11 protein-coding genes are annotated in these 14016 nt (G+C 73.3%); 3 read left to right on the forward strand and 8 right to left on the reverse strand.

The window, feature by feature from the left end; all coding sequences use genetic code 11:
- Positions 1 to 454 precede the first annotated feature (454 nt).
- The 5 genes from WMF12_RS25475 to WMF12_RS25495 form a co-directional block, all read right to left on the reverse strand.
- Positions 455 to 838 carry a response regulator transcription factor gene (locus tag WMF12_RS25475; protein ID WP_044965703.1) on the reverse strand — a complete coding sequence of 128 codons (384 nt, stop codon included), beginning with the start codon at positions 836 to 838 and terminating at the stop codon, positions 455 to 457.
- Between the two features lie 209 nt (positions 839 to 1047).
- Complete coding sequence (aroB, locus tag WMF12_RS25480; protein WP_437849732.1) at positions 1048 to 2658, reverse strand: 3-dehydroquinate synthase; 1611 nt, start codon at positions 2656 to 2658, stop codon at positions 1048 to 1050.
- Positions 2659 to 2663: 5 nt separating this feature from the next.
- Positions 2664 to 3848: a chorismate synthase gene (gene aroC / locus WMF12_RS25485; protein ID WP_437739248.1), complete on the reverse strand. Its 1185-nt coding sequence runs from the start codon at positions 3846 to 3848 to the stop codon at positions 2664 to 2666.
- Positions 3849 to 3900: 52 nt separating this feature from the next.
- Positions 3901 to 4830 (reverse strand): glutamate racemase, encoded by a 930-nt coding sequence (gene murI, locus WMF12_RS25490; protein ID WP_437849733.1) that lies wholly within the window; start codon positions 4828 to 4830, stop codon positions 3901 to 3903.
- Positions 4827 to 6239, reverse strand: coding sequence for a homoserine dehydrogenase (locus WMF12_RS25495; protein WP_437849735.1), 1413 nt, complete (start codon positions 6237 to 6239; stop codon positions 4827 to 4829). Before WMF12_RS25495 ends, murI begins: the two co-directional genes overlap by 4 nt.
- 56 nt (positions 6240 to 6295) lie before the next feature.
- Here WMF12_RS25495 and WMF12_RS25500 point away from each other — a divergent pair, with 56 nt between their 5' ends.
- The 3 genes from WMF12_RS25500 to ribA all read left to right on the forward strand — a co-directional run bounded on the left by WMF12_RS25500 (position 6296) and on the right by ribA (position 11255).
- Positions 6296 to 8221: a type VI secretion system contractile sheath domain-containing protein gene (locus tag WMF12_RS25500; RefSeq protein ID WP_437849737.1), complete on the forward strand. Its 1926-nt coding sequence runs from the start codon at positions 6296 to 6298 to the stop codon at positions 8219 to 8221.
- A 587-nt stretch (positions 8222 to 8808) separates the two neighbouring features.
- On the forward strand, positions 8809 to 10254 hold the full coding sequence (locus WMF12_RS25505; protein ID WP_437849738.1) for an NAD(P)/FAD-dependent oxidoreductase: 1446 nt from the start codon (positions 8809 to 8811) through the stop codon (positions 10252 to 10254).
- A gap of 242 nt (positions 10255 to 10496) precedes the next feature.
- Entirely contained in the window at positions 10497 to 11255 is a 759-nt protein-coding gene (ribA, locus tag WMF12_RS25510; protein ID WP_437739253.1) for a GTP cyclohydrolase II, read from the forward strand.
- Between the two features lie 108 nt (positions 11256 to 11363).
- Here ribA and WMF12_RS25515 read toward each other — a convergent pair whose 3' ends face one another.
- From WMF12_RS25515 to WMF12_RS25525, 3 genes are all read right to left on the reverse strand, one after another.
- Positions 11364 to 11873, reverse strand: a complete 510-nt coding sequence (locus WMF12_RS25515; protein ID WP_437849740.1) for a hypothetical protein — start codon at positions 11871 to 11873, stop codon at positions 11364 to 11366.
- Between the two features lie 287 nt (positions 11874 to 12160).
- Positions 12161 to 13024, reverse strand: coding sequence for a phosphatase PAP2 family protein (locus tag WMF12_RS25520; protein WP_437849742.1), 864 nt, complete (start codon positions 13022 to 13024; stop codon positions 12161 to 12163).
- Positions 13025 to 13076: 52 nt separating this feature from the next.
- On the reverse strand, positions 13077 to 13655 hold the full coding sequence (locus tag WMF12_RS25525; RefSeq protein WP_437849744.1) for a TetR/AcrR family transcriptional regulator: 579 nt from the start codon (positions 13653 to 13655) through the stop codon (positions 13077 to 13079).
- Positions 13656 to 14016: the final 361 nt, after the last annotated feature.

The following is a 14016-nucleotide window of genomic DNA, read 5'->3' on the forward strand; positions in this document are numbered from 1 at the left end:
CAGCGGAGATACGAGATCTCCGAAGAAACCTCATAGAACACAAGGCGAGCGCCCCGCGGTGCCGGCGCGTGACGGCGGTAGAAATCGCCGGGATTCCTGCCCTGCGGCACCACGCAGCACGCGAGAAACGGACCGGCTCGAGGCGAGAAACCTCGGAGATGCCAAGATCGCCAGTCGGCCTTCTCCCCTTCTCTTAGCCTCTTCGCCGTTCGACTCATTGACCAGCGCCGCCCCCACCGCGAAGCGCCGGCCAGGCCCGCCCCCTGCTGCGGTTTCCCCCCCCGCCCCCTGCTGCGGTTTCCCCCCACCGCCCCGCTGTCCGCCGGGGCAGAGCGGCGGTCTCTCGCACAGGAGACGGGCCCAGATCGGCGTTTTCGGCGCGCAAGCGCACTCCTGTGCGCTGAGCACCGAAAACGTCGAGGTGGGCCCGTATCCGAAGCGAGTGACCGCCGCTCTAGCGGCCGTAGACGGCTTTGCGGACCTTCTTCTTGAGATCGTCGAGCACGAAGGGCTTCGTGATGTAATGGCGTGCGCCCGCCTGGATGCCGGCGATGACGTCCATCGGATCCGACTTGGCGGTCAGGAAGATGATCGGCACCCGGCGCGTCGGCTCGTGCTCGCGGAGCCGCTTCGTCATGCTCACCCCGTCGAGCTTCGGCATCATGATGTCCACGATCACCAGATCGGGCCGCGGCTCCTGCTGGGCCAGCGCGAGCCCATCGACCCCGTTCGTCGCGACCACGGTGTCGAACTCGTCGCCGAGGAACCGGGCGATCATCGCCGCCGTGTCCTGCTCGTCCTCCACCACCAGGATTCTCTTCTTCGTCGCGGTCACCATCGGCGCCGAGAAAGATAGCGCGGAGCGGACGATGCGGGCGGTGTGCCGGGATTTTTTTCCGAAGAACGTTGGAAACACATCGATTTTATTCACCGACAGCGCAAGCGCCGTCTGCGCCGGAGGCGCTCAGCGAGGAGGGCGTGCGGCGCCGACGCACGGATTTCGCCCGGAGCAGGGCTGTCTCAGGCACACCGCTCGGCGTCCGAGGATCAGGTCGCGCGGGCGGCCGCGCGCTCGAGGAGGGAGGCGAGGCGATCGAGCGGCATCGGCTCCACGAACGTGCTGCCGATGTCCCGCATCAGCACCGTCCGGACCGACGAGCCCCGGCGCTTCTTGTCGAGCGACAGGAAGCGCAGCGCGGCGGAGACCGGCTCGTCCTCGATCCGGGTGGGCAGACCGAGCCGCGCGAGCAAGCGGGTCGCCCGGTCGGCCGCCGCGCGGTCGGTCACGCCCAGCGCGCAGCCGACGCGGAACATGGCGACCATGCCGAGCGCCACCGCCTCGCCGTGCGCCAGCCGGACGAACCCCCCCTCGGCCTCGAGGGCGTGCCCCAGCGTGTGGCCGAGGTTCAGGAGGGCGCGGTCGCCCGACTCGCGCTCGTCGCGGGCGACGATGGCCGCCTTCACGGCGATCGAGCGGCGGATGATCTCGGCGAGCAGGCCGGGGTCGCGCGCGAGGACGCGGTCGGCCTCGCGCTCGAGCAGCGTGAGCAGCTCCGGATCGCCGATGCAGGCCGACTTCACCACCTCCGCGAGCCCGCTCCGGTAGGCGCGGTCGGTCTCGGTGGCGAGCGCCGCCGGGCTCGCGACGACCGCGGACGGCTGGTGGAACGTTCCGACGGCGTTCTTCGCGGGGCCGAGGTCGACCCCCGTCTTGCCGCCTACCGAGGCGTCGACCATCGCGAGGAGCGTGGTCGGCGCCGCGACCCAGCGGACGCCCCGCAGCAGCGTGGACGCAGCGAACCCGCCGATGTCGGTCACCACACCCCCGCCCTGCGCGAGCACCACCGCCCCGCGATCGGCGCCCGCGTCGATCATCGCCGTCAGCGCCGCCTCGACGGCCGCGAGCCGCTTGTGCTCCTCGCCGGGCTTGAGCACCGTGACGGCCGCGGCCGGCGTCCCCTGCGCCGCGAGCGCGGCGAGCAGCGGCGCGCCCCAGAGGCGGCTCACGTTCTCGTCCGTGACGACAAAGACGGACGTCGGCGCCAGCGCAGCGATGGCGTCCGCCGTGGACGCCGCCCCGTCGGAGGCGATGCGCACCGCGTAGCTCTTGTCGCCGAGCGGCACGAAGAGCGGGCGATCCGCGTAGGCGCGGAGGACCCGCGTCGCGACGTCCGCGGGGGAGACGCCGTCGGTCACGACGCGCGCGTGGGCCTCGGCATAGACGGGGGCGCGCGCGGCCAGGAGCTCTCGGATGCGCGCCTCGCGATCCGGCGCGCCGTCGAGGAGCGGGCGGTTGCCGTTCGGCGTGCGCGCGGCGATCGTGCGCGGGGTGGCGGTGAGCGCGACGACGCAGCCGCGCTCGAGCGCCTCGGCGCGCAGCGCGGGATCGACCAGGGCGCCGCCGCCGAGGGCGATGATGCGCGGGCCGCGCGCCGCGAGGAGCCGGCGCAGGGTCGCCGCCTCCAGCGCGCGGAAGCCAGCCTCGCCGCGCTTGGCGAAGAGCGACGGGACGCTCTCGCCGGCCTCCTCCACGATGGCGTCGTCGAGATCGAGGAACGGGAGCCCCGTGCGCGCGGCGGCGATGCGGCCCACGGTGGACTTGCCTGCCCCCATGAAGCCGGTGAGCAGGAGCGGAGGTGCGTCGGAAAGGAATTCCATGGCCTTCAGTAAGAGCGGACTTGCTGGAGGTAGCTGTCGACGTTGCGCGAGAGCTCCGTGAGGCTGTCGCCGCCGAATTTCTCGAGCAGGGCGGCGGCGAGCGTGATCGCCACCATCGCCTCGCCGACGACCGAGGCGGCCGCGACGGCGCAGACGTCGCTGCGCTCGAAGGCGGCGTCGAACTGCTCCTTGGTGCGCACGTCGACCGACGGGAGCGCGCGCTTGAGCGTCGCGATCGGCTTCATGGCGGCGCGGCAGATGAGCGGCATGCCGTTCGTGATGCCGCCCTCGAGGCCGCCGGCGCGGTTCGACGGGCGGGTGAACGCGTGCGCCCCCTGATCGTAGGCGATGGGGTCGTGCACCTCGGAGCCCGAGATGCGCGCGGCCTCGAAGCCGATGCCGATCTCGACGCCCTTGATCGCCTGGACGCTCATCAGCGCCTGCGCGAGCCGTCCGTCGAGCTTGCGGTCCCACTGCACGTGGCTCCCGAGCCCGGGCGGCAGGCCCGTGGCGATCACCTCGAAGACGCCGCCGAGCGTGTCGCCCCGGTGCGCGGCCTCGCGGATGGCGTCGCGCATCGCCTGCGCGGCAGCGGCGTCGACGCACGCGAGATCCGAGGCGCGGGCGCGCTCCCGGAGCTCGGCGAGCGGGAGCTCACCCCCGCCCGAGGCGGCGGAGGTCGGCGACGCCACCGGGCCGATCGACAGGACGTGGGCGAAGACCTCGACGCCGACGGACCGGAGCAGCTTGCGGCAGACGCCGCCCACCGCGACCCGCGCCGCGGTCTCGCGCGCGCTCGCCCGCTCGAGCACGTCGCGCAGGTCCCGCCGGGCGTACTTCAGGCCGCCGGCCAGATCCGCGTGGCCAGGGCGCGGGCGGGTCAGCGCCTCGGGCGGCTCGGGGAACGGCTCGGGGCCCATCCGCCCGGCCCAGCTCGCGTGATCGCGGTTCTCGATCACCATGGCGATGGGGCCGCCGAGCGTCTCGCCGCCGCGCACGCCGGCGACGAGGCGGACGCGATCGGTCTCGATCTTCATCCGCCCGCCGCGCCCGTAGCCGCGCTGGCGACGCGCCAGATCCTCGTCGATGTCCTCCGCGAGGAGCGGCATGCCCGCCGGAATACCCTCGACGGTCGCCACGAGCTCCGGCCCGTGCGACTCGCCGGCCGAAAGCCACCTGAGCTGCGTCATCGTGTGGAAAACCTCCTCCGCGCCCGGAGCCCCGGGCGAAGCTTGCTGCGTATTACAGGTCGATCTGCTCCACGTCGACGCCTTGGGCGGAAAAAGGGGAAGAATGGCCAGCGGCGTCTCCGCCAACCTGGGTCGGAGAGCGGACAGCGGCGCCAGCCTGGGTCGAGGAGCGGACGGCGCCGTCCGCGACGACCGGCTCCCCGAGGAACCTGGCCGCCACGGTGGCGAAGCTCTTCGGTAGATCCGTGACGAGGAGCGAGAGGCCGCCCGGCGTACTCCGGGAGGTCACGAGCCCCCGCTCGGCGAGGAACGAGGCCACCTCCTCCGCGGTCGCCGACGCGCTGTCCACGATCGGGAGGGGGCCGCCGGCGAGCGACGCCGTCTCGGCCTCGATCGCGGCGCGGAGGAGCGGGAAGTGCGTGCACCCGAGCACGATCGAGCGGGCGCCCGCGCCGATGAGCGGCTCCAGGTACCGCCGCGCGACGAGCCGCGGGACCTCGCCCTCGATCCATCCCTCCTCCGCCAGCGAGACGAGCAGCGGAGCTGCCTGGCCGGCGACCTCGGTGCGGGTGCTGAGCGACGCCACGGCGCGGGGGTAGGCGCCGGACGCGATGGTCCCGGCCGTCCCGAGCACGCCGATCGTCGCGCCGCGCGACGCGGCGACGGCGGCGCGGGCGCCGGGCAGGATGACCCCGAGGACGGGCAGATCCAGCTCGACCCGGAGCATGTCGATCGCGACGGCGCTCACCGTGTTGCACGCGACCACGATCGCCTTGACGCCGCGGCCGATGAGCACACGCGCGCAGCCGAGCGCGTAGCGGACCACCGTCTCCGGCGACCGCGTGCCGTACGGGACCCGCGCCGTGTCGCCCAGGTAAACGATGTCCTCCGCCGGGCAGCGCCTGCGCAGCGCGCGCACGACCGTGAGGCCGCCGAGGCCCGAGTCGAACACGCCGAGCGGCGCGTCGCTGTGGGACGTCACGGCTCCTCGATGCGGAACAGGTGCACCGGCTCGCGGAGGAACTGCTCGCGCGCGATCGCGTCGAGCGCGTTCCGCACGAGCCCCTCCCGCGCGTCGTGCGTGATGAGCACGACGTCCACCGCGGGCTGACGAGCGGCCGCCCCGCCCGCGGGCGCCGCGCCCGAGCCCGAGTTCGTCGGCCCCTGCTGCACGATCTGCTCGATGCTGACGCCCGCGTCGCCGAGCGCGCCGGCGAGGCGCCCCATGACGCCGGGCCGGTCCTCGACCGCGAAGCGCAGGTAGTACCGGGAGACGATCTCGCCGAGCGGGCGGACCGCGCGGGGCTTGATCGACATGCCGCGGCCCTGCATGCCCGCGACGCCCGACGCGATCGAGCGCGCGACGTCGAGGATGTCGGAGACGACGCTGACCGCGGTCGGCAGGTCGCCGGCGCCGCGGCCGTAGACGAGCGACGGGCCGACGGCGCGCCCCTCGAGCAGCACGGCGTTGAGCACGCCGGAGACGTTGGCGAGCACGCTCTGCTTCGGGATCAGCGTGGGGTGCACGCGCAGCTCGATGGAATCGCCGAGGTCGCGGCCGATCGCCAGGTGCTTGATGGTGTAGCCGAACCGATCGGCGTAGCGGTGATCGGCCTCCTCGATGCTCCGGATCCCGGAGGTGTGCACGTCGGCGCTGTCGACCTGCGCCCCGAAGGCGAGCATCGCCAGGACGATCAGCTTGTGCGCGGCGTCGTGGCCGTCGACGTCGAGCGACGGGTCGGCCTCGGCGTAGCCGAGCGCCTGCGCCTCGCGCAGCGCGGCGTCGAACGACGCGCCCGTGTCGCGCATGCGCGTGAGGATGTAGTTGCAGGTGCCGTTCAGGATCGCGGTGACGCGCTCGACCCAGTCGCTCGCGAACGCGTCCCGGAGCGTCCGGATGATCGGGATGCCGCCGCCGACCGCCCCCTCGAACGCGAGGTCGACCTGGCGCGCCGAGGCCCGCGCGAGGAGCGCGGGGCCGTGGGCGGCGAGCAGCAGCTTGTTCGCGGTGACCACGCCCTTGCCGCGGTCGATGGCGCGCTCGATCAGCGCGCGCGCGGGCGTCTCGCCGCCCATCACCTCGACGACGACGTCGATCGAGGGGTCGTCGACGACCTCCTCGGGGTTCGTGGTGAGCACGCCGCGATCCAGGGCGGCGACGCGCTCCTTCTCGAGGTCGCGCACGACCACGCGCTTCACGACGAGGGGGACGCCCGCGCGCTCCGCCAGGTAACCGGAGTTCTCGGCCAGGAGGCGCAGGACGCCGCCGCCGACCGTCCCGCAGCCGAGGAGCCCGATCTGGATCGGGGCGCCCCCGCGGAGGCGCCTGCGATCGCTGGCGGCGTGAGGTTCAGGGTTCAAGTTCAAGGGCGGACCGCCTTCCGTCTTCATGCGCGCGGAGCTTAGCGCTTCTCGCGCCGATAGGTGACGCCTATGCTGCGCTGGCCATGACGGAAAAGGGCGTTCTGGGCGACGAGTTCAGGTTCCACGTGGGCGAGGACGGGGACGCCGTGGAGCGGGGGCCGCTGCTCCCGCTGCGCGTGCTCGTCGTCGCCGATCTCACCCCGCGCGATCCGCACAACGCCGGCGCGAGCCCGCCCGCGGGCGCGATCCGCGTCGACGCGAGCCGCTTCGATAACCTCTTCACGATGCTCCGGCCACGGCTCGCGATCGAGGTGCCGAGCGTGCTCGCGGCGGGCCGGGCGGTGCGCGTCGACCTCGCGCCCGCCGGGCTGAAGAGCTTCCGGCCCGACGCGCTGTGCGCCGAGGTGCCGCTGCTGCGCTCGCTGCTCGACGGCCGCCGGGTCCTGGATCGGCTGCGCGACGGCTCGGCCACGCTCGACCAAGCGCGCGCCGAGCTCGATCGGCTCTGGGGCGGCTCCCCGCTGGTGCGCGACATCCTGGGCCTCCTCCCGGAGCGCCGGGACGCCTCGCCCGACCGCTCCGCGCCCGCCGCGGAGCGGCCCGCGGCGCCGGCGCCCGCGCCCGGCTCGGACGTGGACGCGCTGCTCTCGATGGTCGACCTCGGCGGGGGCGAGGGCGCCGAGGCGGCGCCCCCACCCGCGACGCCGGGCAGCCTCGATCAGAAGCCGGCGGAGGCAGGGCGGTTCTCGGAGCTCATCGCGACCGTGGCGGCGAGCGCCCGCCCGCGCGCGGGCCAGCCCGCTCGGCCAGCGGAGGCGATCGCGCAGATCGAGCGCGCGATCGGCGCGCAGCTCGGCGCGATCCTGCAGCACCCCGAGGTGCGGCGCCTCGAGGAGGCGTGGCGCGGGCTGAGCCTGCTCGTGGAGCGCGCGAAGGCGGCGGAGGGCGTCCGGTTCGACGTCGTCAGCGCGCGCCCGGACGAGGCGGCCGGGGCGCTCGTGCGGGTGCTCGCGCAGACGGCGAGCTCCGAGCCGCCGGCGTCGGTCGCCATCGTGGACGTCGCGATCGACGGCAGCGCCGCGTCGCTCGCGCGGCTCGAGGAGATCGCGCGCGTCGCCGAGGCGCACGCGCTCCCCGCCGTCGTGAACGGCGACGCGCGCCTGCTCGGGGTCGACGATCTCGGCGGCGTCGAGCGGCTCGACAACAAGGCCGCGCTGTTCCGGGCGCCGCACCGAGCGCCGTGGCGCTCCGCTGCAGCGCGGCATGGCGCGCGGTGGGTCGCGATCGCGATGAACCGCGTGCTCGGCCGGATGCCGTACGACCGGACGACCTCCCGGATCCGGGAAGCGGCGATCGCCGAGCAGCCCGGCGATGAGGGCGGCCGCGTCTGGATCTCGCCGGCGTACGTCGTCGGCGCGCTGATCGCGGGGAGCTTCCGCGAGACGGCGTGGCCCTGCCGCGTCACGGGCGCGAAGGGCGGCGGCACGCTCGGGGACCTTCCGGTGCACGAGGTCAAGGGCGCGTACGAGGGCGACGAGGGCGTCGCGATCCCGACCGAGGCGTTCGTGTCCACGGACACCCAGCGCGAGCTCTCGAAGAGCGGCGTGCTCCTGCTCGCGTCGGCCCCGAACAGCGACGCGGTGTACGTCCTCGCCGCGCCGACGGCCTACGTCCCGCCGGAGAAGCTCACGTACGACAGCCCGACGGCCGAGCCGGACGAGCGCCTCGAGCGCGTCTCGCTCGTCGATCAGCTCTTCGTCGCGCGCGTCGTCCAGTTCCTGCGCGCGCTCTGCTCGAAGCTGCCCCCGGACAGCGATCCGGCGGACGTCCAGCCGGTCGTCGAGGGTGCCCTCTGGGCGCTGTTCGAGAACGCGCCGCCCGCCAGCATCGAGCTCACCGTCAAGGCGGGCCGCGGCGAGGGCGGCGCGCAGATCGCGGTCACGGTGCGCCCGCGCCGCTTCCTGGGCGTCGGGCTCGACGAGGTGTCGCTGGAGATGCCGCTCGGCTGAGCCCACGGCCCCGGATTGACGCCGCCCGGCGCGCGGGGGAGGATCACCGGCATGCGGCTCCGCGTCGCGATCCTCCTCGCTGTCCTGAGCACCCTCGTGACCACGTGCCAGCGGCCTGCGGCGCCGCAAGCGCCGACGTCCGACTGCGGCTGCCGCAAGAAGTAGCCCGGCGCCCATCGCGGGACGACGGGTCACGTCGCGCGGTTCCGGGCGCGCGGCATTGCAATGCACGTCGAGCGTCTCTCACGAAGACGCGAGGACCAGATCGTGAGCGGTGCTCTTTCTCACACCCGCCGCGGAGCGGCCACCCGCCAGCGGGCGGCGGCGCCTCGATACGGCCTCTCCGCGCCTGTCGCGCCGGAGGTCCATCTTTGATGGCGACGAAGAGCGCAGGAGTGATGGTCGCTTTCATCTCGACGGAGCGCGTGGAGTTGCGTAGTTGCGCAGCTGCTCAGTCGGGCCTCGGCGGGTCGCGCGCGATGTGCGCAGCGCGCGCAACGCGGGTTGAGCGCCTCATCACGAAGCGAGCATTGCGCCGGCCTTGCAGTCCTCAGGGGCGGCCCGAGGATTGCAATCCAGGCGGCTCCATGAAGCCTTGCACCCAGAAGGACATCCGCTCCAATCGCCCGTTCGCCGGCCGCAGGGCGGTGGTGATCGGTGGGAGCATCGCGGGCCTGGTCGCAGCCCGCGTGCTCGCCGACCATTTCGGCGAGGTGGCCGTCGTCGAGCGTGACGCCATCCCGGATGACCTCCGCGAGGCCCGCAAGGGGGTGCCCCAGGCTCGCCAGCTCCACGGGCTGCTCGCCCAGGGAGAGCGGATCCTGAACGACCTGTTCCCCGGCTTCACCGGGGATTTGCTCCAGGACGGAGCCATCGCGTACGACTTCGGGCTCGGCCTGGCGTGGCACCACCACGGCGCCTGGAAGCCGCGCTTCGAGACGGGGGTGCGGACCGTGTGCATGACCCGTCCGCTGCTCGAGGCGCACGTGCGCCGCCGCGCGTTCGCGCTGCCCAGGGTGCGGCGCCTGGACCAGCGCGAGGTGGTGGAGCTCTCGGCGTCTCGCGATCACTCCCGGATCACCGGCGTCGTGCTCCGGCAACGCGACGAAGGCGGCCGGATCGAGCGGCTGCCGGCGGAGCTCGTGGTGGACGCCAGCGGGCGCGGCTCGCGCGCGCCGGCGTGGCTCGAGGCGCTCGGCTACCGGCGGCCCGACGAGTCGACCATCCAGGTCCGGGTGGGGTACGCCAGCCGGCAGTACCGGCCGCGGGATCCGGCGCAGCTCCCGTGGAAGTCGCTGTACGTCCTCGGCTCGCCGTCCGACAGCCGGCGGTTCGGCTGCATCGCGCCGATCGAGGGCGGGCGCTGGATCGTGGTGCTGGCGGGCCTGTTCGGCGATCACCCGCCCGCCGATCCCGAGGGCTTCCTGGAGTTCGCCCGGGGCCTGCCCAACGACGCGCTCTACCGGGCGCTGCTCGGGGCCGAGCCGGTGACGGACGTCGCCGTCTCCAAGTTCCCGGCGCACCTCCGGCGGCACTACGAGCGCATGGCGCGGATGCCCGAGGGGCTCGCCGTGCTGGGCGACGCGCTCGCCAGCTTCAACCCCGTTTACGGCCAGGGGATGACGTCGGCCTGCCTCCAGGCGCTGGCGCTCGACGCCGCGCTCAAGGAGCACCGCCGCCGCGCGGGGCGCGGCGCGATCGCGGGCCTCACCCGCCGCTACCACGCGGCCGCGGCGAGGGCGGTCGACCTGCCGTGGCGGATGTCCACGGGGGAAGACCTCGCCTACCCCGAGACCAGGGGCCGGCGGCCGTTCCTCCAGCCGATCATGCGCTGGTACACCGGGATGCTGCACCGGGCCGCGCAGGTCGATCGCGAGGTCTACGTGCGCTTCGTGCGCGCGTTGCACATGCTCGACGGGCCGGAGGCGCTCCTGGATCCTCGCTTGATCCTGCGCGTGCTTCGCGCGGGGCGGTCAGGGTCGCTGCCGGAGGTGGCCGCGGCCGGCGCGGCCCACCGAGGGCGGCCCGAATGACGCATGAATAGCTGAGCCCGCCGCCTCGCTCCGGTCGCGTGATGACGGCGACGGCTCCGCGCCGCGCGAGGCCCGTGTCGGCGGGACGAACGCGCCGTGGTGCCGTGTCGACAGGCATCCTCCGGCGGGGGGCCGCCCCGCGCGGCTGCAGAGCGTTGCCTGGCCGTCGTGTTCTGGTAAGACGTGCGCGCCTTTACCCACGACGGATCGGCTCGCGAGGCGGCTCCTCGCGGAGGCAGGACATGACCGACTCGATGAATGCGCTCCTGGAGCTCGTCGCCCGCGATCGAGAGCACGACTGCGATGGGGTTGGCCACGTGAACGTCTGCGTGCGGGTGGTCGGCGTCGCCGAGCTGCCGACGCGCGCCGGCCACTTCCGCATCGTGGCGTTCTGGAACAACCGAGACGCCAAGGAGCACATCGCGATGGTGCACGGCGACGTCATCGGCGCCTCGAACGTACCGACGCGGCTGCACTCCGAGTGCGTGACAGGCGACGTCATGGGCTCGCTGCGCTGCGACTGCCGCGATCAGCTCCTCGAAGGGTTGAAGAAGATCCAGAGCATGGATCGGGGCATCCTGCTCTATCTGCGCCAGGAGGGCCGAGGGATCGGGCTCATCAACAAGATCCGGGCCTACGCGCTGCAGGACCAGGGGCTCGACACGGTCGAGGCCAACCTGGCGCTCGGTTTCAGGGACGATGAGCGCGACTACGCCGTCGCGGCGCACATGCTGCGCAGCCTGAACGTGAGATCGATCGAGCTCATCACGAACAACCCCAACAAGGTCCAGCAGCTGACGCAATACGGAGTCTCCGTGGCCGGGCGCATCCCGCACGTGATACCGCCGAACGATCACAACCGCTTCTACCTGGAGACCAAGGCGAAGCGGTCGGGGCATTTCATCGACACGTGGGGCAAGCCGCACCTGGTCGAGCAGAGCGATCCGGTCGTGGTCGACGGGATGGCCCCCCCGGAATCCGAGCCGGCGCCCGCGGGCTGAGGCCCCCGCGGGCGCGGGGGCCCAGGCTCAGCCGCCTTTGCGGCCGCGAGCCTCCATCGATGCCCGTCCGGCGCTACGGCGGCGCCGCGCGGCGGTGTCGAGATCGTCTCATGGCGCGGCGCCGGTCAGGCGGCGAACCCGGTCCGCGTGGGGGCTCGCCGGGAAATGCGAGAGGAAATCCCCGGCGCGGGCGCGCGCCTGGTCGGCGCGCCCGCTGCGCAGCAGCGCGTCGATCGCGACGATCTCCCGCTCGGCCGCGAGGCGCCCCTCCGGGAACTCGGCCCGGTGCTCGTCGAGCAGGGCGAGCGGCGCCTCCGGCGATCGCGCGAGCACCGCCCTGATCTCCGCGAGCCGCCCGGCCTCCCGGAGCAGCTCGTCGCGCTCCAGCAGCGCGGCCGCCGTCGCGGCGGGCCGAAGCGTGGGCTCGCCCTGACCGGCGCTCCCCTGGGGCAGCTCCCGGCCCACGCCGGGCGCGGACCGAGGCGGCAGCTCGGCGCCGGGCGCCGGCACGGGCGCCCCGAGCGCTTGATCGCTGCAACCTGCGAGGAGGGCGAGGAGCGGGGCGGCGAGGCCTCCCGCGATCCACCGGGTGTGTGACGAATGGTGAACGACATGCATGTCGTCGACTCCTTCATGGGGCCGAGCTGGCGGAACCCCGTCGAGACGGGCCCGCGAAAGCGCGCGTGCCCATTGCGGGACCGCAGCTCGCCGTCGCCATGGCCGCCAGGGCGGCACGGCGTATTCGACGTAGTGAGCTAGCGCTCCAGCAACGACGGCCCGAGCACCAGCATTCCTAGCTGACAGGCGTATTGTAAAAATGAACATCCCATTTGTCAACACTGCTTACTTACGCCGTCCGAAAGCAGCGCTGCCGCTTGCCGATGGCCGAAATCGCCCTACTCGGCTCAGAAGGCGCCGGCGACGCCCACGCCCGTGCCGCCGCCCGCCGGCGCGAGCGAGAGGCGAAAACGCCGGGTGCCAGAGCTGGCAACGCCTGGGCGCGGGGCATGAAACAGAGCCGGGATCAGCACGCCGGAGGCGGCGCCGAATACGGCGCCCGTGAGCACATCGGAGAAATAATGGCGATCGCCGGCGATGCGCAGGTAGCCGGAGAGCGCGGCGATCGCCATTCCGTTCGCCCATACCCACGGCGCCGCGCGATAGCCGCGCATCGACGCCACGGTGCCGCTCGCGGCGGCGAGCGAGAAGACGGCCGTGGAATGGCCGGAGAAGAACGAGAGATCGTCGTCGTGCGGGAGCGGGCCCGATGTGCCCTCGCCCGCGCGGAGCACATCCGGGTTGTCATGATGGGCATAGGGCCGCTGGCGGCCGACGATGTACTTGGTGATCTGGTTCATGTTCATCGCCACCACCATCGCTTCGGTGACGATCACGAGATCGGCGGCGATGTTGTCGGAGCGGCCGTCGTACCACGCGGCGAGCGCCGTGAGGCCCAGCGCTGCAGCGGGCGCGACGCCGAGGACCGTCACGTTGCTGAGATCATGAGCGGTGTTCGGGTTGCCTCTCCAGACCAGCGCGTCGCGGATCGACGTGTCGAGGGCGTTGGCCGTGCACCAGCGGCACGATTCGGGGGCGAGGCCCTTCTTCGCGAGCTCGGACGCGATCCATGCGGCGCCGCCGACGACGGTGATGGGCAGATCGATCTCGGGCCGGTACGTGAGCTCGGGGGACGGGTCGGCGGCAACGGCCGGCGAGGACGAGACGGCGACGAGGAAGGCGGACAGCGCGAGCGCGGCGGTAGCACGCATGAGGGGCGCAAGCGTAGCCGGGGCGGAAGGGCACGGGAATCCGTCGCGGGCGTCAGGCGCGCGACGGCCCCGGCGTGGCGAGGAGCAGCCCGTCGAGCAGGCGTGCGTGGGCGTCGTCGACCAGGTTCCGGAGCGCCGTCGGCCCGGCCTTGGAAAGGGCTCCCGACGCAGCGAGGGTCGCGAGGCCGTGGTGCATCGCCCAGATCGGGACCGCGAGCGCCCACGGATCGCCGGGCGGGAACGCGCCGGCGCGCTGCGCCTCCTCGATGAACCCGAGGAGCACCCCCAGGTTCTGCGAGGTGGCCGCCGCGACCCGCGGGTCGTCCACGTCCACCTCGCCGGAGTACATCACGTGGAAGGGCGCGGGGTGCTCCAGCGCGAAGGCGACGTAGGCGAAGCCGGCGGCCAGGAACCGCGCCCGAAGGTCGCCCCCGGCGCCCTCGAGGGCGGCCGAGATCCGCGCGCCGAGCGCCGCGCTCGCCTGGACGGAGAGCTCGGTCATCAAGGCGCGCTTGTCCGCGAAGTGGCGGTAAGGCGCGGCGTGCGAGACGCCGATGCGCCGCGCGACCTCGCGCAGCGTGAAGCTCGCGTTCCCTTGCTCCTCGATCAGCGAGAGCGCCTCCTCCAGCACGGCGCGCCGGAGGTCGCCGTGGTGGTAGGGCCGGTCGACGGGGCGCGGCGCAGGCGCGGGTGAAGGGCGCGACGCGGGCGCGGGTGAAGGGCGCGACGCGGGCGCGGGTGAAGGGCGCGACGCGGTTGCGGGTGAGGTGCGCGCGCTCGGACGGCGGCGCCTTGCGGGGGAAGCCACAGCGCAGGCGCACGATACCACGAAGGCCGCGGTCCCACCGAGCCGCGGGGCCCGGGATCGCGGATGCAGGGCCGCGAGCTCAGGAGCTGCAGGCAGCCGCGAAGAAAATGTAGGCAGTGGAAACTTTCCCCATGTTGTCAGTGTCATCATCGGGCGCGCGGGCGGCCGGTGGCCGGCGCGCTGC

Origin of the sequence: Sorangium sp. So ce363 (genome assembly GCF_051520435.1) — a bacterium.
GTDB lineage: Bacteria > Myxococcota_A > Polyangia > Polyangiales > Polyangiaceae > Sorangium > Sorangium cellulosum_B.